The organism is Thauera sp. 28, from assembly GCF_000310145.2.
GTDB classification, from domain to species: Bacteria; Pseudomonadota; Gammaproteobacteria; order Burkholderiales; family Rhodocyclaceae; genus Thauera; species Thauera mechernichensis.
This window is the reverse complement of record NZ_AMXA01000010.1, coordinates 81,274-104,233: the sequence shown is the minus strand read 5'-3', so window position 1 is coordinate 104,233 and position 22,960 is coordinate 81,274. Positions and strand designations below refer to the sequence as shown.

At 64.2% G+C, this 22,960-nt stretch carries 21 protein-coding genes and 1 pseudogene; 8 read left to right on the top strand and 14 right to left on the bottom strand.

The window, feature by feature from the left end:
- Window positions 1-97 precede the first annotated feature (97 nt).
- On the bottom strand, window positions 98-1,042 hold the full coding sequence (locus C662_RS20280; protein WP_157354497.1) for a hypothetical protein: 945 nt from the start codon (window positions 1,040-1,042) through the stop codon (window positions 98-100).
- Window positions 1,043-1,600: 558 nt separating this feature from the next.
- On the opposite strand from C662_RS20280, the pseudogene C662_RS20750 reads away from it, so the two are divergent.
- Both C662_RS20750 and C662_RS09615 read left to right on the top strand, forming a co-directional pair.
- Window positions 1,601-2,050: pseudogene (locus tag C662_RS20750) on the top strand (caspase family protein); the annotation flags it as partial.
- Between the two features lie 65 nt (window positions 2,051-2,115).
- On the top strand, window positions 2,116-2,415 hold the full coding sequence (locus C662_RS09615; RefSeq protein ID WP_002928011.1) for a hypothetical protein: 300 nt from the start codon (window positions 2,116-2,118) through the stop codon (window positions 2,413-2,415).
- A 187-nt stretch (window positions 2,416-2,602) separates the two neighbouring features.
- Here C662_RS09615 and istB read toward each other — a convergent pair whose 3' ends face one another.
- From istB to C662_RS09580, 7 genes are all read right to left on the bottom strand, one after another.
- Complete coding sequence (gene istB / locus C662_RS09610) at window positions 2,603-3,412, bottom strand: IS21-like element helper ATPase IstB (protein ID WP_002928008.1); 810 nt, start codon at window positions 3,410-3,412, stop codon at window positions 2,603-2,605.
- Window positions 3,405-4,901, bottom strand: coding sequence for an IS21 family transposase (gene istA / locus C662_RS09605; protein ID WP_037984367.1), 1,497 nt, complete (start codon window positions 4,899-4,901; stop codon window positions 3,405-3,407). The genes istB and istA overlap by 8 nt, the downstream gene beginning before the upstream one ends.
- 90 nt (window positions 4,902-4,991) lie before the next feature.
- On the bottom strand, window positions 4,992-6,392 hold the full coding sequence (locus C662_RS09600) for an NYN domain-containing protein (protein WP_002928006.1): 1,401 nt from the start codon (window positions 6,390-6,392) through the stop codon (window positions 4,992-4,994).
- A gap of 712 nt (window positions 6,393-7,104) precedes the next feature.
- Window positions 7,105-7,926, bottom strand: coding sequence for a hypothetical protein (locus C662_RS09595; RefSeq protein WP_002928004.1), 822 nt, complete (start codon window positions 7,924-7,926; stop codon window positions 7,105-7,107).
- Between the two features lie 600 nt (window positions 7,927-8,526).
- Window positions 8,527-9,099 (bottom strand): thermonuclease family protein, encoded by a 573-nt coding sequence (locus tag C662_RS09590; protein WP_002928002.1) that lies wholly within the window; start codon window positions 9,097-9,099, stop codon window positions 8,527-8,529.
- Between the two features lie 269 nt (window positions 9,100-9,368).
- The gene (acnB, locus tag C662_RS09585; RefSeq protein WP_002927992.1) at window positions 9,369-11,966 is read right to left on the bottom strand and encodes a bifunctional aconitate hydratase 2/2-methylisocitrate dehydratase; all 2,598 of its coding nucleotides are present in this window, start codon (window positions 11,964-11,966) and stop codon (window positions 9,369-9,371) included.
- Window positions 11,967-12,110: 144 nt separating this feature from the next.
- The gene (locus C662_RS09580) at window positions 12,111-12,797 is read right to left on the bottom strand and encodes a DUF502 domain-containing protein (protein ID WP_002927989.1); all 687 of its coding nucleotides are present in this window, start codon (window positions 12,795-12,797) and stop codon (window positions 12,111-12,113) included.
- A 151-nt stretch (window positions 12,798-12,948) separates the two neighbouring features.
- Between C662_RS09580 and C662_RS09575 the strand changes: the two genes are divergently transcribed.
- Genes C662_RS09575 through C662_RS09565 form a run of 3 tightly spaced genes read left to right on the top strand, consistent with a single transcriptional unit; the run spans window position 12,949 to window position 15,532 of the window.
- Window positions 12,949-13,335 carry a YchJ family protein gene (locus C662_RS09575; protein WP_002942320.1) on the top strand — a complete coding sequence of 129 codons (387 nt, stop codon included), beginning with the start codon at window positions 12,949-12,951 and terminating at the stop codon, window positions 13,333-13,335.
- Between the two features lie 16 nt (window positions 13,336-13,351).
- Window positions 13,352-13,735, top strand: a complete 384-nt coding sequence (locus tag C662_RS09570; protein WP_002927986.1) for a DUF6394 family protein — start codon at window positions 13,352-13,354, stop codon at window positions 13,733-13,735.
- A gap of 24 nt (window positions 13,736-13,759) precedes the next feature.
- Window positions 13,760-15,532 (top strand): potassium channel family protein, encoded by a 1,773-nt coding sequence (locus C662_RS09565; RefSeq protein WP_002927984.1) that lies wholly within the window; start codon window positions 13,760-13,762, stop codon window positions 15,530-15,532.
- Here C662_RS09565 and C662_RS09560 read toward each other — a convergent pair.
- On the bottom strand, window positions 15,520-15,750 hold the full coding sequence (locus tag C662_RS09560) for an RNA-binding S4 domain-containing protein (protein WP_002927982.1): 231 nt from the start codon (window positions 15,748-15,750) through the stop codon (window positions 15,520-15,522). The two genes, C662_RS09565 and C662_RS09560, sit on opposite strands and share 13 nt — an antisense overlap.
- Window positions 15,751-15,956: 206 nt before the next feature.
- On the opposite strand from C662_RS09560, the gene C662_RS09555 reads away from it, so the two are divergent.
- Window positions 15,957-17,102, top strand: a complete 1,146-nt coding sequence (locus C662_RS09555) for a CobW family GTP-binding protein (protein WP_002927979.1) — start codon at window positions 15,957-15,959, stop codon at window positions 17,100-17,102.
- Here C662_RS09555 and C662_RS09550 read toward each other — a convergent pair.
- Window positions 17,057-18,214 carry an NAD(P)/FAD-dependent oxidoreductase gene (locus C662_RS09550; protein WP_002927974.1) on the bottom strand — a complete coding sequence of 386 codons (1,158 nt, stop codon included), beginning with the start codon at window positions 18,212-18,214 and terminating at the stop codon, window positions 17,057-17,059. The two genes, C662_RS09555 and C662_RS09550, sit on opposite strands and share 46 nt — an antisense overlap.
- A 286-nt stretch (window positions 18,215-18,500) precedes the next feature.
- On the opposite strand from C662_RS09550, the gene C662_RS09545 reads away from it, so the two are divergent.
- Window positions 18,501-19,358, top strand: coding sequence for an ATP adenylyltransferase family protein (locus C662_RS09545; RefSeq protein ID WP_002927973.1), 858 nt, complete (start codon window positions 18,501-18,503; stop codon window positions 19,356-19,358).
- Window positions 19,359-19,369: 11 nt separating this feature from the next.
- Here C662_RS09545 and C662_RS09540 read toward each other — a convergent pair whose 3' ends face one another.
- From C662_RS09540 to C662_RS09525, 4 genes are all read right to left on the bottom strand, one after another.
- Window positions 19,370-19,744 carry a YkgJ family cysteine cluster protein gene (locus C662_RS09540; RefSeq protein ID WP_002927970.1) on the bottom strand — a complete coding sequence of 125 codons (375 nt, stop codon included), beginning with the start codon at window positions 19,742-19,744 and terminating at the stop codon, window positions 19,370-19,372.
- A gap of 141 nt (window positions 19,745-19,885) precedes the next feature.
- Window positions 19,886-20,653: a YecA/YgfB family protein gene (locus tag C662_RS09535; protein ID WP_002927967.1), complete on the bottom strand. Its 768-nt coding sequence runs from the start codon at window positions 20,651-20,653 to the stop codon at window positions 19,886-19,888.
- A 54-nt stretch (window positions 20,654-20,707) separates the two neighbouring features.
- Window positions 20,708-21,412, bottom strand: a complete 705-nt coding sequence (gene trmB / locus C662_RS09530; RefSeq protein ID WP_002927964.1) for a tRNA (guanine(46)-N(7))-methyltransferase TrmB — start codon at window positions 21,410-21,412, stop codon at window positions 20,708-20,710.
- Window positions 21,413-21,449: 37 nt separating this feature from the next.
- A complete protein-coding gene (locus C662_RS09525; RefSeq protein WP_002927962.1) occupies window positions 21,450-22,490 on the bottom strand; it encodes a tRNA dihydrouridine synthase in 1,041 nt (346 codons plus the stop codon).
- 173 nt (window positions 22,491-22,663) lie between these two features.
- Here C662_RS09525 and rpmE point away from each other — a divergent pair, with 173 nt between their 5' ends.
- Complete coding sequence (gene rpmE, locus C662_RS09520; protein WP_002927961.1) at window positions 22,664-22,882, top strand: 50S ribosomal protein L31; 219 nt, start codon at window positions 22,664-22,666, stop codon at window positions 22,880-22,882.
- The last annotated feature ends 78 nt before the right edge of the window (window positions 22,883-22,960 follow it).

Sequence of the window (22,960 nt, the reverse complement as noted above, 5' to 3'; positions counted from 1 at the left end):
AGCAAGCCATGGGGAAAGTAGTGAGAGAATTCCCGGCAGCGCCCAATTAGGCCACCCAAAAATAAGGTCACGTAGTGAGGGGGCGGACCGAGGCAACTTACTCACCCTCAAGGACAGTCATGGGTATCGAGGCAATAACAACCTCGGAAGAGTCGATCACGTCGATGCTAATCATGCGAGCGAAAATACGGCTTGGCCTGAACTTGACTTCCTTCATGACATCAATACGTCGGCCTGATGCCCAGTTTAGCAAATAATTGGTGAATCTAATTTCATCGATCGGAACCATTTTCGAAAACTTGCTATCAGCCACGCTAAGACGAAAAAGAGTCTCCTCCGAGTTCTTCAGTGATAGTCCAACCGATGTCTGTACGCGGACGGAGTAAGCCAACTCGCCTGCATTTAATCGGCTACTTACACTGAGTGCAATCTTAGAAAGATTCGCATTTTGACTTTGTCCGTCAGAGGATACAAAGAACTCTTGGTAGGAGTGAACGGCGAAGTCCTTCTTCGAGTCCAGCGCGCTCGCGAGTTCTTCCGAGAGACTAAAAGCCCGGCCGATAGAGCCCGACCATTGAACCATCATAAACTGCCCGACTCTTGAGGTCTTGGCTCCCTTGCAGGCGTCCTCTCCTTTGTAACACCTCGCCTCTGCAACTAACCTTTGGCTCCTATTATCTCCCCACCAGAGATCGGTTTTGCTATTATCAACCTCCCCTCTAGTGATGAATGTGGAACCGAATAGGCGATGCTCAACTGGAATCCAACTGCTAGAAAGCACTCCCTTCCAATGAGTCCAGATACTCTTCGATGCTTTGTTTTCAATGCATCGCCGGAAATACCTACCGTCCCGATCCATGTCGTCGTCAACCCAAGACTCGTAGGTAAATTGGTCCGAATACCCACCACCATTACCATCGTGATGCCCCTTTTCTGCATTTGGGCATCTTTTCTGCTCGATGATGCCCTGCGCGAAACTAGATGACGACACGAAGATCGCCGCAATGAAAATCAATAGTGATGGATGTCTCGTGCGAATCATAGCTCTCTCCTCCGCCTAATCGCGAGTAATCGGAGTTGCGGTACTAATGCGCGATTCAATCTTAAGAGATATTGGTTTTGACTTCTAATGCGGCGCGAGTTTCTTCATTTGTTATATTTACCGATCTCGAGAAGCCAATAGTTGGCGACAGCGAGGAGTTGCCTACTTGCCATGTTTTATCCATCAATCAGTAAAGACGAAAGTCAGGGGCACTTCGGACGTTGCAATAGTCGAAGTGATGCGATATTCGTCTCGGCAGGATTTCTAGCTAAGGGTTCGAAAAGAAAAATGAGGATTGCGGACCTCTCCCGGACGGGAACCTTGTATCACGCCATTACTTCAACATAGACGAGCTCCATCGGCCTGCAAGTGAAACTAACGGCCACTGCTGCTTCCGGCTGATTGTGTATGTTCTTGCAACCGATGACCAAGCCGGCGATCTGGCGTCCCGTTATGGCCCGAAATGCCGTTGACTGACTGAAGTTCGCTCTCGGGCGAGCGCGCTGTTTTCGGCCTGCTGAAGTCGCGTAATCGAACGCCCCTGGCGGGCCGAGACATATTTCGACGGGCTGGACCCGCGCCTGGACGTGGACCAAAGTTGACCGTGCCCTTGCAGAGGGGGCGCCAACGCGCAGGAGGGCGGACCTTGGACATTGCAGCGAAGATCGCCCCGAAGGTGTTCGTGTCCTATGCCCGGCAGGACTGCGGCACGCTGGCCGAGGAACTGGTCACTGCACTCAAGTTGCTGCAGTTCGAGGGCTACCTGGACCGCAGCGACATCGCAGCGGGGGAGGACTGGGAGCATCGACTAGCGGACAGATCGCGGCCTACGCCAAATCGCCCGGCCAGTTGGCGATGGACAGTGGCGCGGATAGCCACTCGCCCTACACTGGCACCTTGCTGCGGGAACTGCAGTCGCCCAACATCTCGTTGTGGGTGGCGCTCTCCCAGACGACGACCCAGGTCGCGAAAGCCACCAACGGCAGTCAGCGGCCGTTCATTTCGTCCGACATGAACGGTGACGTATTCCTCGGCCACCCATCCCCCAAGCGCCGTCTGCGAGCGGATTCAACGTGCAAACGCTGCGCGATCCGACGCGGGCGTCCGTTCTGGCGTCGATCGAGGCAATTTGCGTTTCCACTCCAGACGAGGTGGCCGCGTCGATTCGACGTGTGGGCATTACTGTGGAACCCGATGGCGCGCAGCCCCAGCCGTCACTGCCGGTGCAGGACGCTCTAATTGTCTTCTTTCACGCCGGCTACGGCTTCCGCGCGGGCGCCGACCGTTTTCTCGCCGTGTCGGACACGGAGTTCGACACCGCAAGACCCGGGCTGGTGACGGAGCCCGGTGTGTCGGCGCCGGTCCAATATTGACCAGGTGTACCGGTTGAATTTTGACCAGGGGCGATAGCTGCTCGTCATTGCTGCAGCTGTGGATAAGTGTATCGGATTCGCGGTCCTGTTTGCCCTCCTGTGTGCTTGCTGTCGAGCGAGGGAGAGGCGACGCGGGGGAATCTGCGAAGGGCGTAGCCCGAAGCAGATTCCCCCGCGTCGCGCCGGCTCAGAACGGGTCAGCCCCGTCGCTTTCAGACGCTACAGCCCGCTTGCTCTTCTCCCTTGACTGGATGCGGGACTTGGCGGCCGCGCTGCTGTGCTGGAAGCGCCACGACTCGTTACCGGTCTCCACGATGTGGCAGTGATGCGTCAGCCGGTCCAGCAGCGCCGTCGTCATCTTGGCGTCGCCGAACACGCTGGCCCATTCCCCGAAGGTCAGGTTGGTCGTGATCATCACGCTGGTGTGTTCGTAGAGCTTGGAGAGCAGGTGGAAGAGCAAGGCGCCGCCGGCTTGGCTGAAGGGGAGATAGCCCAGCTCATCGAGGATGACCAGGTCCATGCTGCGCAGCGACAGCGCAAGCCGCCCGGCTTTGCCAGCGGCCTTCTCCTGTTCGAGCGCATTGACCAGATCGACCGTCGAGTAAAAGCGCACTCGCCGGCCATGACGCGTAATCCCTGAGACGCCCAGCGCCGTTGCCAGATGGGTCTTGCCCGTGCCCGGCCCGCCGATGAAGACGACGTTGTGCGCCTGGTCGGTAAACGACAGATCGGCCAGTCCTGTGATGAGCTTGCGCTCAACGCACGACTGCCCGAAGTCGAAACCCGCCAGATCCCGATGAACGGGGAAGCGGGCGGCCGACATCTGGTAGCGGACCGAGCGCATGGCGCGGTCGGTGGATTCGGCCTCCAACAGGCGCTCGATGAGCCAGCACGCGCTCTGGAGCCCGACGTCACCGCCATTGGCGCTCAACTCGGCCCAGGTGCTGGCCATGCCATACAGACGCAAGGCTTTCAGTTCGGCGCCGAGCTCACGCATGATCAGCCTCCTGGGTACGCAGGCGGTCGTAGCGACCGGTGTCGGCCACCGGCGCCTCCTTGACCTGCAGCGTGGTCGGCACCGATTCGGGCAACGGCGCCTGGTTGAGCCGGGCAATGACATTGAGCACATGCTCCACACTGACCACACCCGATTCGAGCACCAACTCGACGGCGACGAGCACCGTGTCGAGCCCGGCCTTGGGCACCACCGCGAGCATCTGGCTCATCACCCGGTCACCGCCTTCGCGCCGCAGCAGCAGGCGTTGCAGCCGCACCAGCGGCTCGGGCATCTCGGCAAACGGCGCCCCGTTCCTCAACACCCCGGGCTTGCGCTCCACCAGCGGCAGGTAGTGGCGCCAGTCGTAGCGGGTTTGCCCCCGCTCGAACAGGCGCGGGTGACTTGCCATCACGACCTCGTCGAACACGATCTCGATGCGCTCCGGATAGAACCGCTTGCTGATCAGCTTGCCCGCCAGCTCGCACGGCACCGAGTAGTGGTTGCGGGCGGCCGTCACCAGACAGGTGCTCGACACGCGGCCCGGCTCTTCGACATACCCATCGAAGGCAGACACCATCGGCATCAGGTGCGGTTGCTCGTGTTCGAGCATCTCGGCCACCGACAACGCGTACTCGGGATGACGCACTTCCTGCCACAGGGCCTGGCAACGGGCCAGCAGCCAGGCGTTCAGCTCAGCAAAGCTGCCAAAGCGCAACGTGCCGGCCTCCTGCCAGATCCGCCGCCGGCTGTCCTGCACGTTCTTCTCGACGACACCTTTCTCCCATCCCGAGGCGACGTTGCAGAAGTCCGGATCGAACAGATAGTGCGAGCACAGCGCCGAGAAGCGTGCATTGACCACCCGGCCCTTACCCTTCTTGACCTTGTCGACCGCCGTCTTCATATTGTCGTAGATGCCGCGCCGGGGAATCCCGCCCAGCGCCTGGAAACTGCGTGTGTGGGCGTCGAACAGCATCTCGTGACTTTGGCTCGGGTAGGCGATCAGCACGAAGGCTCGGCTCGCACACAACTTCAGGTGCGCCACCAGAAGCTTCCGCCAGACCCCGCCGATCACCAGCCGCTCTTCGCTCCAGTCGAACTGGAACGCTTCGCCCAGCTCGAACCTCAGCGGCACAAAGGCGCGCGTCGGCGCGTTCGCGCCCGCCTGCTCACGCCAGTGGCGGATGAAATCGGTCAGGACCGTGTAACCGCCGGCATAGCCCTGCGATTTCAGTTCCGCGTAAAGCGCCTTCGCCGTACGCCGGTCGCGCTTCGGGCGCCGCGCATCGGCTTCCAGCGCCTGCAACAGCGCACCGTGGAAGGGATCCAACTTGCCCGGTGCTTGCAAGCGCCGGTAACGCGGCTCGACGGCCTCAGGGGCCGTCAGCCACTTCTTCACCGTGTTGCGCGACAGCCCCGTGCGCCGCGCAATCTCCGAACGGGACAGCCCGTCCCGGTAATGCATCCGTCTGACCTTCCCCAACAGTTCCATGGTGATCACCTCATGTCCTCTGCCTCAAAATGAGGCAGAGAGGTTAAACACCCTGGTCAGTCTTCAACCGGAATTCACCCCGTTAGATGGTCAGTTTTCGGCCGGCGCCAACACTTTGCCGAAAACATGACCACGCATGAGCAGACCGCGTAAAACCCAGTTGACGTCGAGGCGGCTTCCCCCGAGCCCGCGCTCTCGCAGACCATCGCGAACGCGCTTGCCAGTTTCCTTGAGATCGAACGGGTGCGAGCGGGTGTCCTGTTCGATGATCGAAAACAGCGCGCGGTAATCGTTCGGCCTGAGCAGGGGCGCGTCCGAGACCTCATGGATCTGGGTGGCGACGACGAAGATGTCCCGATCGTTACCCCAGTCGGTCGTGCCGTTCCCGTTTCGAGTGCGTGCTTCGGGCCGAGTTGGGTCGTAGATCACCCCGCCTCCGCTGGTCCAATCGAAGCACAGTGGCGCGAGATCGAGACCTTCGACGTATTTTCGGAAGCTGCCCTTGCCATTCCAGTCCGCTGCGATAGTGCTGAACATCTCCGTGAGGTGCTTGGCGAGGCGACTGCAGGGGACGACGGTGGAGGATCGCGCGACTTCCTTTCGTATGGCCTCGGTCACGCTGTCGGTATCTCGGTCAAGCGGCTTTGCACTGGCGACGGGTGTTGCGGTCGGGGCGGTGTGGCGGCGTGGATCGTAGATTACGCCGCCTCCCGCCGTGGTGAAACGAACCGAGTCGGCATCCCAAGATTCGATGAGCCCTCGAAAGCTCCCATGGCCCGCCCAGGTCGATGCGTCCATTCCCTCCAGGGTGTCCAAGATGTGCGCTGCAACCTTCGCCATGGGCACGGCGACAGCAGATTCTCGGACCGTTTCCTCCACGAGCACCCGCGCAGCGGCTGACAAGGTGCTGGCATCCGACGCTGGCTTCGGCGGGGCCACCACGGATTCCGTGACCGGTGGCTCGTCCTCGTCCTTGAAGCCAAGTGCATTGCGGACGAACTCATCCTGATCGATCAGAAGGTCGGCAGAGGCGCGATACGCCGCTGATGGAAAGCCGATTGCCAGCACCGTCGTGCGACGATCCCACCGCCTCAGCTTGCGCAGAACGGGCGTGAAGTCGGCGTCCGCCGAGAAGACGATGAACTCGTCGTAATGGGTCTCGTGTTGGAGGAGGTCAATGATGTCGAGCACCATGTGGATATCGGTGCTGGTCTTGCCCTCGCTCGTAAGCGCGGGACAGTCGATGATCTCGAAGCCGGCAAGATTGAAGGAGGGCCGGAAGCGCTGGTACGCCTGTGGATTCAGGTAGCAGCGCCTGACCAGGACGCGCCGTCGCGCGCCGTCGGGCGTGTGGTCTGGCAACTCGAGTTCATTGATGATCCAGTTCATCCACTCCAGCGGTTGGCGGGCGAAGCGGTCGGCGATGGTTTGGTCGAGCTTGCGGAGGCCGGAGTAAACGTTGTCGAAATCGACGAAGAGAGCGCTTTTCAAGGTTTTCGATCGCTGTGTTGGCGGACGGGTCTGTTCATGGGGCGACCAGGCCGTATGTTGTTCGGATTCGAGCGAAGATTCGCAGAACAGAGGGCAAGTTAGTCCGAAGCGCAGATAGGGTCGAGGGCGTGAGCTAGGCGGCGTCGTTCATTATGACGTATAAGATACTTCAGACCTTGTTCGACCGAAGCGCTGTCGAATCCCCACGTAGCACGCGTGGTGCCGTGTCGGTTGCTTAGGACGCGGATACGATCCGACTAGAGACAAAACGGCACATCCTGCCCGCAGGCAACCCGACCTTCCACAACGAGGGTCTTACTCACGCCGTACTTAGGCTAAGCGGAAAGAGCCTCCACTGGCCGAGAGGTAGTCGGCCAAGCGAAGCGGCCGTTCGAGCGGCAGTGACAGCAGGTATATCCGATAGTCGTGCGGCAGCAGTTGGCCGGGCTGAGACCTTGGGATAGCGGTTGCGAGCGTCTGGAGCGCCCAAAACCCGGAGCTCAAGTAATCGACGTCAGTGTGTCCTATCGAACGGGGCGTCCCGCACGCGGTCGGTGCCTCGAACGGCAGGTTTCCCCTGTTGTGTCGCGCTCACGCCGTCTCGGAAGAGCTGAGGAGCTGCGACGAACGCGCATGATACGATCTGATCACTAGGTGTGAGAAGTCGGGAGAAATGCGGCGAGGAGGCACCGTTGGAGACGGCAACCGTGAGCTAGGTGTGCCGCCCATGATTCTGCACCCCGTCCTCGTTCGCGAATTCGTCAGTGCCGTCTTCGATCGCCCTGCGTGCGTTCCTGACTACGTTCGAGACCATCCACTCCTCGTTGATCTTGTCCTTCACCAGCCTCTTGAAGTCCTCGAACGTACTGCTTGTCTCCAGTGCGTGCATCACGGCAGACAGCTTGCAATTTAGATATTCGAGGTGATCAGCGAAGCGCTTTTCCAGTTCGAAAAGCCTCGTAGGCAGCTCGTTGAAACTGCACTCGGCCCAGCGTTGGCGATTCGCATGCTCGACCTCGATTTCGGTGGTCGCCATGCGCACCTGGTGCCGGTCGATTACGTCGTTGATCCTGCTTCGCTGTTGGCCAATTTGCTCGCGGTATTCGGCCAACTCGGCGAGGTTGCGTTTGTTCTCCGGAACCGCAAGGTAGTCGCGGAGTGCCTTCACGGCCCACATAGGGCACTTGCGGCTACTCACCCGGCTAGGGTCGATGAGCCACGCCTGAATAGTTCTTTCGGAGACCTTCTGGCCGGACACTCCCGTGATCGCTCGCGCTGCCCGTTGGCAGTCCCCGAGGAAGTCCTTCTGGATCATCCCCAAGAGGGCGCCTCTGTCCTGCTCGGCCTCAATGTGGCGCCATAAGTCTTGTTTGAGCTTCGCGATGTCATCAGGGCTCGACTTTCCCTTCTTCGTGGGAATGAGGTCCAAGTCGTCGACAGATTGAACGTCTCGAGATCGATAGACAACCTCGAAGACCGCGCCAGATTCAATGTGTGTTGCCGTGCCGCTGTGAATGGTGTGTTCCCATGCCATTGGTGCTCCCTCCAGTTGTGCGCACAGTGTGCGCGCACAAAGTGCGCAAGTCAATGGATGCGCTTCGGATCTGCGTAAATCGTCGACGGTGGAGCTCCTCGTGGGGGCGGGCCGGGGGGATGTTGGCCGCAGAGCGAGAGCTGGCCAATTGGGACATGTCTTCGCGAAGGCCAGAAAGAGGTCGGCTCCGGCGCCAGCGATCCGGCCTCTCGGATGCGGTTCGCGTGGTCGCGCCTTTCTGGGGCAGTGTTATTGGTAATTGGAGGAGGGCGAGGGGTGCCTTGCCGACGGACGTCCACGTGTCGCTTGATACCCGTCGACGCGCGGATGACATGCGAACCTCGTCCGAGCGAGGAAGAGATTGTGAGTACCCGCTTACCGGCCTCGCTTCGCAAAGGCCGCTTCTGCCCGATTGCTGTTGTCCGCAGGGCTTAAGGCTGGGACCCCGAGAGCACGCACGGTACCCAGCCTCGCCTTGTGCACGTGACACCCCACTTGATTGCCAACAGCGCCACCACAGCAGATAGTCCCTCCTCCCGATCAGCAACAGCCATTCGGTTCCGCAGGGCTTCCTCCACGTAGCCGACTATCATCAAGCTTTCAGCGCTTTCGCCACTCCCAGGGTGGCACTGGCGCCGGATCTACCCACAATCCCCTCTTCGCGGCACGCGCCTCGTCCTGAAGTTCGGGGAGCGCGGCATCGGTCGCATAGCGCTCATACACCCAAGCCATCCCTCGTCGCACCTGGGCCGCGTTCGCATCGACACCGCCACAATGCACACGCCCCACGATGCGCTTGTATCGATCGACATCTACGACACGGACTTCCGCGCGCTTTTCGAGGCACAGCGCAGCAAGCGACTGCCTCGAGCGCGTTCCGAAGGGCTGTCGCTTCTCAGGCGCGTCGATCTCGGCGAGCCGAACCTTTACCTGCTGGAAGTCGCTTTTCAACACGGTGAGGGTGTCACCATCAGCGACAGCGCGCGCTTCTGGAGGGCCCAGGAGCGGCAGGACTGCCTCTCGTACGAAGCCCGAGCAGTCCTCAATCGTCCAGCCCTCTGAGCGCTCGAGATACAGCGCCTCGCCGGTTTCGGCAACGAGCGCGAAGGACATCAAGCGGGGGCGAGTGAAAGCGGTGAATTCGGTGTCGAGGAATAGTCGTACGGATCGCATCGGTGAGGCCCGGTCTGCGGGCGGAGTGTACACCAACCCATCTGATCATGATCTGCCCGAAGCCCGACAGCAGCGAACCCACGACACCTCCCAAGCACCGTTACCAAGGGCTCAAAGTCATGGTGCCGCACAGCCATCATCACCCGGATGCCATAAAAACAAAGCCGGCCAAAAATGCCAAATGAGTGTCTAAAAAGAAGAACCCCCATCAGTAACGACGGGGGTTTTAGTAAGCCTAACTAGCCTTATTTCTTAGACACTTTGGAACCTTAAACCTCCACAGTGTCAGCAACGGAGCGGAATTCCTCGATCTGGTCGAAGTTCATGTAGCGGTAGATGTCGGCGGCTTTCTTGTTCACCACCTCCACCTGCGCCAGGTACTCCTGCACGGTCGGGATCTTGCCCATCAGCGCGCACACCGCGGCCAGCTCGGCCGAACCCAGATAGACGCGGGTGTCGATGCCCAGGCGGTTGGGGAAGTTACGCGTCGAGGTCGACATCGCGGTGCTGCCCTTGCGGATCTGCGCCTGGTTGCCCATGCACAGCGAGCAGCCCGGCATCTCCATGCGGGCGCCGGACTTGCCGAGCACGCCGTAGTAGCCTTCCTCGTTGAGGATCATCGCGTCCATCTTGGTGGGCGGGGCAATCCACAGGCGGGTCGGGATGTCGGTCTTGCCGTCGAGCACCTTGCCGGCAGCGCGGAAGTGGCCGATGTTGGTCATGCACGAGCCGATGAAGACTTCGTCGATCTTGTCGCCAGCGACTTCGGACAGCAGCTTGACGTCGTCCGGGTCGTTCGGGCAGGCGACGATGGGCTCCTTGATGTCGGCGAGGTCGATCTCGATCACGGCGGCGTAGTCGGCGTCGGCATCACCGGAGAGCAGCTCGCCGTTGGCGATCCAGTCTTCCATGGCCTTGATGCGGCGCTTGAGGGTGCGGGCATCCTGGTAGCCGTTGGCGATCATCCACTTCATCAGGGTGATGTTCGAGTTCATGTACTCGACGATCGGCGCCTTGTTGAGGTGGACCGTGCAGCCGGCGGCGGAGCGCTCGGCCGAAGCGTCGGTCAGTTCGAAAGCCTGTTCGACCTTCAGATCCGGCAGGCCTTCGATCTCGAGGATGCGGCCGGAGAAGATGTTCTTCTTGCCCTTCTTCTCGACCGTCAGCAGGCCCTGGCGGATGGCGTACAGCGGGATCGCGTTGACCAGGTCACGCAGCGTGACGCCCGGCTGCATCGTGCCCTTGAAGCGCACCAGCACCGATTCCGGCATGTCGAGCGGCATCACGCCGGTCGCGGCGGCAAAGGCCACCAGGCCGGAGCCGGCCGGGAAGGAGATGCCGATCGGGAAGCGGGTGTGGCTGTCGCCGCCGGTGCCGACGGTGTCGGGCAGCAGCAGGCGGTTGAGCCAGGAGTGGATGACACCGTCGCCCGGACGCAGCGAGACGCCGCCGCGGGTGCTGATGAAGCTCGGCAGCTCACGGTGCATCTTGACGTCGACCAGCTTCGGGTAGGCGGCGGTGTGGCAGAAGGACTGCATCACCAGGTCGGCCGAGAAGCCGAGGCAGGCGAGGTCCTTCAACTCGTCGCGAGTCATCGGGCCGGTGGTGTCCTGGCTGCCGACGGTGGTCATCTTGGGTTCGCAGTAGGTACCCGGGCGGATGCCCTGGCCTTCCGGCATGCCGCAGGCGCGGCCGACCATCTTCTGCGCCAGCGAGAAGCCCTTGCCGGTGTCGGCGGGGGCCTGCGGCAGGCGGAAGAGCGTCGAGGGCGGCAGGCCGAGGGCCTCACGCGCCTTGGTGGTGAGGCCACGGCCGATGATCAGCGGGATGCGGCCACCTGCGCGCACTTCGTCCAGGATCACCAGGGTCTTCAGCTGCGACTCGGCGATCATGGCGCCGTTCTTCAGCGCGGTGACCTTGCCGGTGGCGTGGTCGACCTTGAGCTCGATCTCGTCGCCCATGTCCATCTGGCCGGCGTCGATCTCGATCGGCAGCGCGCCGGCGTCTTCCATGGTGTTGAAGAAGATCGGGGCGATCTTGGAGCCCAGGCACACGCCGCCGAAGCGCTTGTTCGGCACGAAGGGGATGTCCTCACCGGTGAACCACAGCACCGAGTTGGTAGCGGACTTGCGCGAGGAACCGGTACCAACCACGTCGCCAACGTAGGCGACCAGGTTGCCCTTGGCCTTGAGCTCCTCGAGGAACTTGACCGGACCACGCACGCCGGCCTCTTCCGGCTCGATGCCCGGGCGCGGGTTCTTGAGCATGGCCAGCGCGTGCAGCGGGATGTCGGGGCGCGACCAGGCGTCCGGTGCGGGCGACAGGTCGTCGGTGTTGGTCTCGCCGGTGACCTTGAACACGGTGAGTTTCTGCGAGGCGGGGACTTCCGGGCGGCTGGTGAACCACTCGGCGTCGGCCCACGACTGCATGACGGCCTTGGCGTTGGCGTTGCCGGCGGCGGCCAGTTCCTTGACGTCGTGGAAGTAGTCGAACATCAGCAGGGTCTTCTTGAGGCCCTCGGCCGCGACTGCGCCCACTTCGGCGTCGCCCAGCAGGTCGATCATCGGCTTGATGTTGAAGCCGCCCAGCATGGTGCCGAGCAGTTCGGTGGCCTTGGCGCGCGATACCAGGCCACAGGCCTCTTCGCCCTTGGCAACCTTGGCGAGGAATTCGGCCTTGACCTTGGCTGCGTCATCGACGCCAGCCGGCACACGATAGGTGAGGAGCTCGACGAGGAAGGCCTCCTCGCCGGCGGGGGGGTTCTTCAGCAGCTCGACCAGCTCGGTGACCTGCTGCTTGGACAGCGGCAGCGGCGGGATTCCGAGGGCGGCACGTTCGGCGACATGGGCACGGTAGGCTTCAAGCACGGCGACTTCCTCACTTTTCGTGGCGGTGATCAAGGCTCCGCACGGGGATCACCCTTGCGGATCGAACTGGATTATATGTCTTTTATAAGACTTGCGGTGCAGCGCAGCAAGCAGACATGTGATCCGGGTGAAAACTTGCAGATTCTACTCCTCTCCGGCGCGGCTTTCGCCTGCCGCGCGATACCGGATGTTCGCCGGCGAGGTGGCGCCTCCGGTCATCACGAAGCTCATTGCTTCGTCCATGGTCCAGTCGGTCGACACGACCTTCGACACCGGCACGATCTCGATGTATCCGGAGGTCGGATTGGGCGAGGTCGGCACATACACGGCGGCCAGTTCCTCACCGGTGGTCTCGTCGCGGATCACCCGGGTGACGAAGCCCACGGCCTTCATGTCCGGACTGGGGAAACTGATCAGCACGACGCGCTGCACGCCAGCGGGCTTCTCCTTGACGGCGGCGAGAAATCGCTTGGTGCCGCCGTAGATGGCCGCCACCAGCGGAATGTTCTGCACCAGGCGCTCGAGCCAGCCGATGATGCGCTGACCGATGACCAGCGAAGCCAGCCAGCCCAGCAGGTAGAGCACCACCAGGGTGAAGATGACGCCCAGTACCGACTGGAACTGCGGAAGCAGGATGAAATCGGCAATCGCCGGGTAGTTGCGCCGCAGGCCGCGCGAGATGGCAACGACCCAGGGCGTGCCCAGCTTCGAGAGCTGGGTGAAGATGAAGTCGAATACGAGCCAGGTGACCCACAGCGGTGCGGCCGTCAACAGGCCGATCAGCAGGTAGCGCCGGGTGGTGCGGATGCGTTGTTGTGTGTCTTTGTCCATCGCGAGCGCGGTTCGTTAAGCGGATGTGAAAGCGTGCGAGGATACCGCAAGCCCGCTGCCCGCCGCGCGGCATCCCATGCGCGTCAGCGGTTTTCGCTGTGCATGCGTCGAATTCGGGCAGAATCGGGGCATTGCAGCATTTTGATCCAGCATGAAGCCAGACCAGCCCTGCCCCTGCGGCTCCAGCCGCCTCCATGCGCACTGCTGCGCGTTGTTGCTAGACAGCGGCGCACCGGCCGCGAGTGCCGAAGCCCTCATGCGCTCGCGCTATACCGCCTTCGTGCTCGGCCGCGAAGACTACCTGCTCGCCACCTGGCACCCCAGCACGCGCCCGGCTGCGCTCGACCTAGCCAATGAGCCGGCGGTACGCTGGATCGGCCTGCAGGTCAGGGACCATGTACGCTGCGCCCCCGACCGCGCCGAGGTCGAGTTCGTCGCCCGCTACCGTATCGGTGGCCGCGCCCACCGGCTGCACGAGCGCAGCAGGTTCGTGCGCGTCGACGAGCGCTGGTACTACGTCGACGGAACCCTTTTCTGACCCGGACCTGCCCGCCATGAACCTCGAAAAAGTCATCTTCGGCTTCTTCATCGTGCTCGCTGCCACGCTCAACTTCGGTTTCGTGCTCGGTGACTTCGACGACCCCACCCATCATCACATCTACGAACTGTTCGCCGCCCTCGTGGTGAGCATGATCGCCACCGTGCTCAAGTTCGGCGATCGCACCCAGATCGGTGCCATCCACCTGTCGACAAGCCTGGTGGCCGACCTCCAGCTGGTGGCGGCGGCCATGGTGTGGGGCTACGCTGCCCACGTCTCCGCAGCAGGCGTGACACCGGAGGCCACGGCCAGCATCGTGTCGCTGTCCGCAGGCGCGCTGCTGGCCAACATGGTGTCGGTGGTCATCCTCATCGCCGAGACCATCATCCAGCGCCGCTGACTTGCTCCCGCCCGGATAACGGCCATGGAACCGCTCGCCCGCCACCACAGCGTCTTCTTCCTGATCATGCGGCGCATGCGCACACCGCTGATCATGCTGATCACGATCATGGCGATCTCGGTGCTCGGGCTCACGCTGGTACCCGGCGTGGACGACGATGGCAAGGTCACCTACCTGAGCTTCTTCCACGCCCTGTACTTCATGAGTTACACGGCGACGACGATCGGCTTCGGTGAGGTGCCCTACTCATTCTCCGACCAGCAGCGGCTGTGGGTGACCATCTCCATCTACATGTCGGTGATCGGCTGGGCCTATACGCTGGGCTCGGTGTTCAACCTGCTGTCGGACCGCAGCCTGCGCCAGGCCATATCGATGCAGCGCTTCGTGCGCGCGGTGCGCCGCCTGCGCGAACCGTTCTACCTGGTCGCCGGCTATGGCGAGACCGGCCGGCTCATCTGCCAGGCACTGGACCGCAAGGGCGTGCGCGCCGTCGTGCTGGAAATCGACGACAACAAGGTGGGCGAGATCGACCTGCACAGCTACGCGCTCGATGTACCGGCAATCTGCGCCGACGCCGGCAACCCCGAAACGCTCAAGTATGCCGGCCTCACACACCCCCATTGCGCGGGCGTGGTTGCGCTCACCAACGACGACCAGACCAACCTCGCACTGGCCATCTCGGCGCGCCTGCTGGCGCCCAAGGTGCCGGCGGTATGCCGTGCCGAGCATCGCGCTACCTCGGCAAACATGGCCTCCTTCGGCACCCGCCACATCATCAACCCCTTCGAACGCTTCAGCGAGACGCTGGCGCTAGCGCTGCATGCGCCCAACGCTTCCCAGCTCATGGGCTGGCTCACTGGGTTGCCGGGCACGCGCTTCGAACGCCGACGCGACCCGCCGCGCGGACACTGGATCATCTGCGGCCATGGCCGCTTCGGGCGCTGGATGGTGGATGCCATGGATGCCGAGGCGGTGCCGGTGACGATCATCGACATCGAGCCCAAGGGCGACGGCGTGCACCGCTGGGTGCAGGGCGACGGCACCGGCCAGGACGCCCTCACCGAAGCAGGCGTGACCACCGCCAGCGGCATCGTGTGCGGCACCAGCTCCGATGTCGACAACCTGTCGATCGCGGTGACCGCGCGCGAGCTCAACCCCGGGCTGTTCGTCATCCTGCGCCAGAACCACTACGACAACCGCGCCCTGTTCGATGCCTTCGAATCGGACATCACCGTAGTACCGAGCCGCATCATCGCCCACGAATGCCTGGCCATCCTCAGCACACCTCTGCTCGCCCCCTTCCTCGCCGAGGTGCGCACGCGTGACGAGGACTGGTGCGGTGCCCACCTCGAACGCCTCACCACCCGCCTGGGCTGGACCGTGCCCGAGATCCGCAGCGAACGCATCAACCTCAGCCGCGCCCCAGCCCTCTACCGGCGCCTGATGCGCGGCGAGACTGTGACGCTGTCGATGCTGCTGCGCTCGCCGGTCGATCGCAGCGTGGCGCTGCACTGCGAAGTGCTATTCCTCGATCGCGACGACGACGACCACCTGCTGATGCCGGCCGCCAACACGCCAATCCGAGCCGGTGACGAACTGCTGCTCGCCGGTACCGCGGCCGCGCTGAACGATTTCCGGCTCATCGTCGGCAACGAGCACACGCTCAACTACGTGCTCACCGGCGAAGACCTGCCCGGCGGCTGGATCTGGGAGCGTCTCGCGCGCAGCAAGGCGCGAGCAAGCCTGCCCGCCCCGGCGAACGGCAGACCAAAGAGCAACGGCAGCTATCTGCCCTGAGCGCCCGCGGCGACCAGTACCACCTCCTCACCGCCCAGGCGCACGCGCTGCCCGGGCCTCAGCTTGGCGCGCTTGCGCGTCTCGCACACGCCATCCACCGCCACACCGCCCTGCTCGACCAGGGCATGCGCTTCACCCCCCGAGCCCACCAGCCCGCTCGCCTTGAGCAACTGGTCAAGCTGGATGTACTCCCCGCGCACTTCAAACTGCATCGTCATCATCTTCTCCACAAACGGCCGCCACTGTAGCCTGCGAGCCCGTTCCAACTCAATTGAATCCGGCCTGCCGGCCCGCGCCGCGCGCCCTGCAGGCGACGTGCGCTACGGGGCACCGCAGGAGCGGCGCCAGTCGCGAGCGTTTTGCATTCTTCCATCCAACGCTGCTGCTACCATCACGTCCTCACGCCCTCCACCGCCTGCCGAACATGAGCTCCACAACGCCGCCCAGCCCCCCACCACCTGCCTCTCACGACCACCGCATCCCGGTCACCATCCTCACCGGCTTCCTCGGGGCGGGCAAGACCACCTTGCTCAACCACCTGCTCAAGCAGCCGCAAATGGCTGGTGCGGCGGTGCTGATCAACGAGTTCGGCGAGGTCGGCGTTGATCATCATCTGGTCGAGCAGGTCGACGAGTCGGTCGTACTGCTCGACTCCGGCTGCATCTGCTGCAGCGTGCAGGGCGACCTGGTGAAGGCGCTCAAGGGCATCTTCATGCGCGCCCTGCGCAAGGAGATTCCGCCCGTCACCCGCGTGCTGATCGAGACCACCGGCCTTGCCGACCCGGTGCCGGTGGTGCACACCGTGATGGAGGAACCCTTCATAGCCGAACGCTACCGCTGCGACGGCGTGATCACCGCAGTGGACGCCACCCATGCGATCACCCAGCTCGGCGACAACCGCGAGGCGGTGCGCCAGGTGGCGATGGCCGATCGCCTGCTGATCACGAAGTGCGACCTCGCCGACACCGCAACCCTGGCCGAGGTTGCAGCCCGCATCGCGACACTCAACCCGGGCGCGCAGCAGGTCGAGATCAGCCATGGCAGCACTGACCCGGATGTCGTGTTCGGCTGCGGGCTCTACGACCCTGGCGCCAAGTCGCCTGACGTCGCGGCCTGGCTTGGCGAAGAGCGGGTGCGCCATCAGCAGGCACGCAAGGCCGCACTTGCTGCGCCGCTGGCCTGGCGCAAGAGCGGCCAGCCGATCGTGGCGCCGACGGCGCCCGCCCGCCACGACGCGAACGTGACGAGCTACGTGCTGACCTTCCCCGAGCCGCTCAACTGGTTCGCCTTCTCGGATGCGCTCGGCCTGCTGTTGCAGGTCTACGGCGAACGCGTGCTGCGCATCAAGGGCTTGCTCAACGTGGCCGGCGACCCGCTGCCACGCATCGTCCAATGCGTTCAGCACTCGATCTACCAGCCCACGAGCCTGCCAGCCTGGCCCGACCAGCCGCCCTACGACGACCGCAAGAGCCGCCTGGTCTTCATCGTCCGCGAGCTGCCACGCACGGCAGTGGTCGAGCTCTTCTACAGCATCGGCGGGGTCGAGGCAGAAGCCGAACCCTCAGCCTGAAGGCTAGCGCCGCTGATCACCATCCCCGCCACATGGGCGCCGATTGCCAGCGCCGAGGTCAGGCCGGGCGATTCGATGCCGTAAAGGTGCACCAGACCCGCCACGCCATGCTGCACCGGGCTGTCGATGCGGAAGTCGGCATCGGCCTCGCCCGGGCCCACGATCTTCGGCCGCACGCCGGCATAGGCAGGCTGCAGTCGCGCTGCATCGAGCGCGGGCCACCAGTCGCGGATGGCGCAGGCAAAGCGCTCCGCCCGCGCTGGATCGACATGGTAGTCGGGGGAATCGACCCACTCGACATCGGGCCCGAAGCGGGCCTGGCCGGCCAGGTCCAGGGTGAGGTGTACGCCCAGCCCGCCAGGCTCAGGGATGGGATAGACGAGATGCGAGAACGGCGCCTTGCCGGCATAGCCAAAATACACCCCGCGCGCATAGCAGGCCCGCGGCGCCTGCGCCGAGGCCGCGCTGCGGATGGCACGCCCCAGACCGACCGCCTCCAACCCGGCCGCATTGACCACCCAGCGCGCGCGTAGCTCCATCGGCGCGGTGCCGCCCACCTCGACCACCACACCCCCATCCTCGGCAACCCCGCCAGTCACCGGGCTGCGCAGCACAAGCACGGCACCATGGCGCTCGGCATCGGCCAGCAGGGCGAGCATCAGGCCATGGCTGTCGATGATGCCGGTCGACGGCGACAGCAGCGCCGCATGTGCCTCCAGCGCCGGTTCGAGCGCTGCCAAGGCGCGGCCATCGAGCCGGCGCAGGTCGCCTACCCCGTTGGCGCGGGCACGCGCCGCGATCGCCTCGAGCGCATCGGCCTGGGCCGCCCGCGCGGCAACCACAAGCTTGCCGCAGCGCACATGTGCGACCCCACGCCGCGCACAGTACGCGTACAGCATCTCCCGCCCGGCTACACACAGCCGGGCCTTCAGCGAGCCCGGCGGATAGTACAGACCGGCGTGGATGACCTCGCTGCTGCGGGCACTGATACCGCTGCCGATGCGGTCTTCACGCTCGATGACGAGCACCTCGCGGCCTGCTTCGGCCAAGGCCTTCGCGCACGCAAGCCCCACTACGCCGGCACCGATCACCACGACATCGACCTGCTCCATGGTCGCTTTTCTCCTTTGCCGGATCAACGCACAAGGTCAGTGACTCAGGCCGGTACGCGTTTGATGAATGGCTGAACAGCGCCCCCCGCGAGCCTCCGCGTGTGCCCAGCCCAATGGTCGGAGCTTAACGCTCCATGTAGCATGCAGGGAACGACATCCCCGCCCTTGGCCCAGACCACTCGCCCGCATGACCCGCAACGCCCGCCCTACCGCCATCGCGCCACCCCGCATCGAAGCATCCCCCAACGAAACGGACGCTCCCGGCGCAACGGCAGCCGATTGTCCTATGGACGCGCTGCTGCAGCGTGCAGACCGCTGCAGCGCAGACGCGTTCGCGTGCGGTGCGCTGCAGCCCATTCGCACCGAGCAGACCTGGCTCGACGCCGAAGGCCTGCGCTTTTCCGTACGCTGGGTATCCTCGCTCGCACTCAAGGACCGCGCACGCGTCGACACCGTCATTCGCCGGCGCCCCGACTTCAACCCATTCCTGCCACCTGAGCCCGCGCTGACGGTGGCAGCAATCGGCGAGCATCACCTCGTCGTGCTCAACAAGTTTCCGGTGATCGAGCGCCACCTGCTGATCGTCACCCGTGCGTTCGAGCCCCAGACGGCAGCGCTGTCGGACTCCGACCTGCTCGCCCTCGCAAAAGTGCTGCGCGCACATGGCGGCTTGGGTTTCTACAACGGCGGACGCATTGCCGGTGCCAGCCAGGCGCACAAGCACTTGCAGTGGGTACCATCGACCGCAGCTGCACTGACACCCTTCGTGCCGCGCTCCTGCCTCGATAGGCCCGGGTACGCGGTATGCAACCCCGCACTGCCCTGGGCACACGCGTTCGTCGGTCTGGAAGAGCACGCGTGGCGAGACGACACAGCCGCGGGCCAGAACCTGCGCGCAGCTCTCCAGACTGCCTGCGCAGCGCTTTCCATGCCCGCGCGCGCCCAATCGATGCCTGACTACAACCTGCTGGTCAGCCGCGAGTGCCTGCTGCTGGTGCCGCGCACGCAGGAGAAATGGCAGGACGTATCGATCAACTCGCTGGCGTACGCAGGTTCACTGTTCGTACGTGACCACGCCCAGATCGCGCGCCTGCGCGCTGCAGGTGCGCTTGCGGTGCTCGCCGCAGTTGGTCGGCCGGGGTGAGGCGCATTCCCTCAGGCTGCACGCGGCAGCGGCGACTGGGGCAATGGCGAGTGCGGCAGCGGCGGCAGGCCAATGGTGGCGCGCAGCTCATCGCACTTCGGGTTGGGCGTGCCGTCGTCGAAATAGACCGGAAACTCGCGACAGGGCGTCGGACGGTTCTCGTAGATGGTGCATGCGACCTGCTTGCCAACCTCGCCGGCGAGTGCTGAACAGCGCCGCGGCACCGTGTTGCTGCCCTTCATGCAACGCATCGTATGGTTGAGCTTCTCGGTCATGGCGGCGGGCACGAACCCGCCGGGGGCATCGTCCGCCTCTGCCCAGTAGAACGAGATGCGGAAGTGGGTGCAGCAGATGCCGCAATCCAGGCAGGGGTTGAAACCTTCCATGAACCGTTTTCGCAGGAAATGAACATTGATCGGGGGCCGAGAGGCGCGCGGATTCTATCCCAACGGCTACGCCACGCAAGCCCCCGAGCACCTGATTAGTGCTTATCAATCAATGCCCTGCAAAACATTTTGCAGAAAGATTCAATCCTCCTGAGGCGCACCCTCGGCGCCGCAGCACTTCTTGTACTTCTTGCCGCTGCCGCAGGGGCAGGCGTCATTGCGCCCAGGCGTCGCGGCGGCGGGCTTGCGCGGCGCCTCGGTCGACAGGACCTCTGCCGTTGGCAGCCCCAGGTCGCGCCAGTGCGAGAACACGTCGTTGACCGTCTCGCCCACTGCACCGAGCCAGCCCAGACGGGTTTCATCATCGGCGCCCGCCGCGTCGTCCTCGCCCCAGGGCGCGAGCACCTCGTCAAGCGCCTCGCGCACGGCCTCCACCGCCTCCTCGTCCAGCCCTTCTTCCCAACCTTCAGGCCACAGGTCCAGACCCTGCGCAAAACCGTCGATCCAGGCCTCGCCCAGCTTCAGGCTGTCGCCTTCGGAGATGGCGAAGCAGAACGGCTCCCAGCAGGCTTCGTCGTCATCGTCCAGACCGAGGGTGGCGAGCAACTCGTTGTGATAGGCCTTCACCAGACGGATCGCGCGCTGCAATCCGCTACCCGAGCCGAAGCCGATCTCGTCGCCATGAGCCGACCAGACGCCGGGCATCCAGCGTTCGGGGCCGATCGGCCGCGGCGACAGCAGAACGCCAGCGAGGTAGCCGTCCAGCATCTCGAGATCCATGCAGTCCTCGGGCACGACGTCGGAGGTCAGGATTTCCTCCAGCGCTTCGAAGTCCTCGTCACGCATGAGACTGGGCTTGGCCGGGGGTACAGGCGTGTTTTCGGGGGTGTTTTCGGGCAGGTCGGTCATGGCAGTCTCCACAGGTCGGTACCAAGGGTGGCGCATGCAGCGCCGCCCGGCAAGTCAAAGATCCGTTACAGCGCCCGCAGTGATTGCGGCGGACGGCAGTTCGAGTACGAGCCGGTAAAGCGCCTGGCCGGAATCGCGATACTTGCGCTCGAAGGGCGTGAGCGGCTGGTCGGCCTCGAAGGTCTCCCACGACGGCGCACTGCCGAGTGCCACGCCGAGCGCACACGCGAACTCCTCGATATAGACCTGCCAGTTGCTGCGGCATTCCAGCACCCCGCCGGCGCGGACGATCCACGGGAACACCGGATGAGCGTGCCAGCGTCGACCCAGGTGGCCGATCTTGGGCCAGGGATTGGGATACAGCAGGTAGTGGCGCGCCAGCCGCAGCCCGGCGGCGTCGAGCAGGCGCCAGTAGTCAACCAGGTCGGCGCGTACGAAGACCATGTTCCTGGGCAGCAGCGCATCCGGGTAGGGCTTGCGTCGCGACAGCCGGTCCTGGGACTGATCGACGCCGATCACCCAGTGGTCCGGGAACTGGCGGGCGATCTGGATGGTGCTGTGGCCCACGCCGCAGCCGGCGTCCAGGATGAGCGGCGCACGCCCGTCCCAGCCCGCCAGGCTGATGTCGAAGGCGGCGCGGTTGTACTCCGCGTAGGGCTTGCGAAAAGGCTCGGCGAGGTGCTTGCGCACACGCTCGGCGAGGGCATGGTGCACCGTCTGCTGGGCGCTCTGCGGGATACTGGAGTTGGCGTAGCTCATCGGCTGTCCTCGGCGAGGCACGTCGGTTCGGTCTGGATCATGCGGCAATCGGCAGCAGGCGCTTGGCCTCAGGCAAGGCATCGGCAACGGTATCGGCCACACAGCTCGCCTGCGCACCGAGCGGGACGCCGTGTCGCGCCATCACCGCTTCGATCTCGGCCAGCGCCTTGATGGGCCGGATGTCGGTGAAGAGGCGATCGGCCTGTGGGTAGTTGCGGGCGAGCAGGTGCAGCCACTGCTTGATGCGCCCGGACACGTGGCGCGGCTCGACCTTGCGCCGCACGCGGACGCGAAAATCCTCCAGCAGCATCAGCAACACCTGCCATTCGCGCGCGCGCTCGGCGGCGTCCGGCGCGTCCAGCCGCCCTGCACGGATGCGCGCGGCGAGGAAGGGGTCAGCCACCGCGCCGCGCCCGATCATTACGCCCGGCACGCCAGCGACGGCGCGGCAGCGCACCCAGTCGGCGGCGGTCCACACCTCGCCGTTGGCGACGACCGGCACGTTCACCACATCGGCGATGCGCGCAACCCATTCCCAGTGCGCAGGCGGCTTGTAGCCCTGCACCTTGGTGCGCGCATGGACCACCAGGCCATGCACACCGCCTTCGACCAGGGCCAGCGCACACTCGCGCGCGCGGCCCGGGTCGGCAACCCCCAGGCGCATCTTGGCCGTGAGCGGCAGGCCAGGCGGCAGCACAGCCGCGAGCGCTGCGGCGATGCGATGCAGCAGTTCGGGCTCGTCGAGCAGCACGGCACCACCACGATGGCGGTTGACCGTGGGCGCAGGGCAGCCGAAATTGAGATCAACCCCGGCGGGATCGAGCCGCGCCAGGCGCTCGGCGTTGGCCGCCATGCAGGCCGGGTCGGAGCCGAGCAGCTGCACCCGCACAGGAACTCCGGCGCCCGTGCGGCTACCGGCATCCAGCTCGGGGGCGATGCGGCGAAAGTAGCGGTCGGGCAGAAGGGTGCCGGAAACGCGTACGAACTCGGTCACCGCGTGGTCGTAGCCGCCCACCCGCGTCAGCACCGCGCGCAGGACGTCATCGAGCAAGCCTTCCATGGGCGCGAGCAACAGCACCGCGGTCTCCTTGCCGCAGAGGCGGCAGCCGGTCCGAAAGGGCGCGATTGTAATACCGCAGCCAGGCCCGCGCTGCGCATTTTCCTTGCATGGGTGTTGCGACTGTCGGATAATCCTGGATTCTTCACAACAGGGTGGTCACATCCGCCGCCCGCCAGCATCAGGAAACCACCATGAAAGCGGACATCCATCCCAAGTACAACGACGTCAACGTGACCTGCTCCTGCGGTAACACGTTCGTCACTCGCTCGACCCTGGGCAAGCCCGCCTACCACGTTGAAGTGTGCTCGGCCTGCCACCCGTTCTACACTGGCAAGCAGAAGATCGTCGACACCGCCGGCCGCGTCGAGCGCTTCCGCCAGAAGTACGGCAGCGTCCAGCGCGCCAGCTGATCCGGCACGCGCGGCGCCCGACGAGGCGCTGCACGCCAGAGCGCCCAAACGCGCCTCGGCAGCACAGAACAGGCAGCT

Excerpts from the sequence above, each read along its gene's own strand:
- C662_RS20280 (WP_157354497.1), bottom strand. The coding sequence starts at position 1,042 with ATGATTCGCACGAGACATCCATCACTATTGATTTTCATTGCGGCGATC.
- istB (WP_002928008.1), bottom strand. The coding sequence starts at position 3,412 with ATGCGTGAGCTCGGCGCCGAACTGAAAGCCTTGCGTCTGTATGGCATG.
- istA (WP_037984367.1), bottom strand. The coding sequence starts at position 4,901 with ATGGAACTGTTGGGGAAGGTCAGACGGATGCATTACCGGGACGGGCTG.
- C662_RS09595 (WP_002928004.1), bottom strand. The coding sequence starts at position 7,926 with ATGGCATGGGAACACACCATTCACAGCGGCACGGCAACACACATTGAA.
- C662_RS09590 (WP_002928002.1), bottom strand. The coding sequence starts at position 9,099 with ATGCGATCCGTACGACTATTCCTCGACACCGAATTCACCGCTTTCACT.
- C662_RS09580 (WP_002927989.1), bottom strand. The coding sequence starts at position 12,797 with ATGGACAAAGACACACAACAACGCATCCGCACCACCCGGCGCTACCTG.
- C662_RS09575 (WP_002942320.1), top strand. The coding sequence starts at position 12,949 with ATGAAGCCAGACCAGCCCTGCCCCTGCGGCTCCAGCCGCCTCCATGCG.
- C662_RS09570 (WP_002927986.1), top strand. The coding sequence starts at position 13,352 with ATGAACCTCGAAAAAGTCATCTTCGGCTTCTTCATCGTGCTCGCTGCC.
- C662_RS09565 (WP_002927984.1), top strand. The coding sequence starts at position 13,760 with ATGGAACCGCTCGCCCGCCACCACAGCGTCTTCTTCCTGATCATGCGG.
- C662_RS09560 (WP_002927982.1), bottom strand. The coding sequence starts at position 15,750 with ATGACGATGCAGTTTGAAGTGCGCGGGGAGTACATCCAGCTTGACCAG.
- C662_RS09555 (WP_002927979.1), top strand. The coding sequence starts at position 15,957 with ATGAGCTCCACAACGCCGCCCAGCCCCCCACCACCTGCCTCTCACGAC.
- C662_RS09550 (WP_002927974.1), bottom strand. The coding sequence starts at position 18,214 with ATGGAGCAGGTCGATGTCGTGGTGATCGGTGCCGGCGTAGTGGGGCTT.
- C662_RS09545 (WP_002927973.1), top strand. The coding sequence starts at position 18,501 with ATGGACGCGCTGCTGCAGCGTGCAGACCGCTGCAGCGCAGACGCGTTC.
- C662_RS09540 (WP_002927970.1), bottom strand. The coding sequence starts at position 19,744 with ATGGAAGGTTTCAACCCCTGCCTGGATTGCGGCATCTGCTGCACCCAC.
- C662_RS09535 (WP_002927967.1), bottom strand. The coding sequence starts at position 20,653 with ATGACCGACCTGCCCGAAAACACCCCCGAAAACACGCCTGTACCCCCG.
- trmB (WP_002927964.1), bottom strand. The coding sequence starts at position 21,412 with ATGAGCTACGCCAACTCCAGTATCCCGCAGAGCGCCCAGCAGACGGTG.
- rpmE (WP_002927961.1), top strand. The coding sequence starts at position 22,664 with ATGAAAGCGGACATCCATCCCAAGTACAACGACGTCAACGTGACCTGC.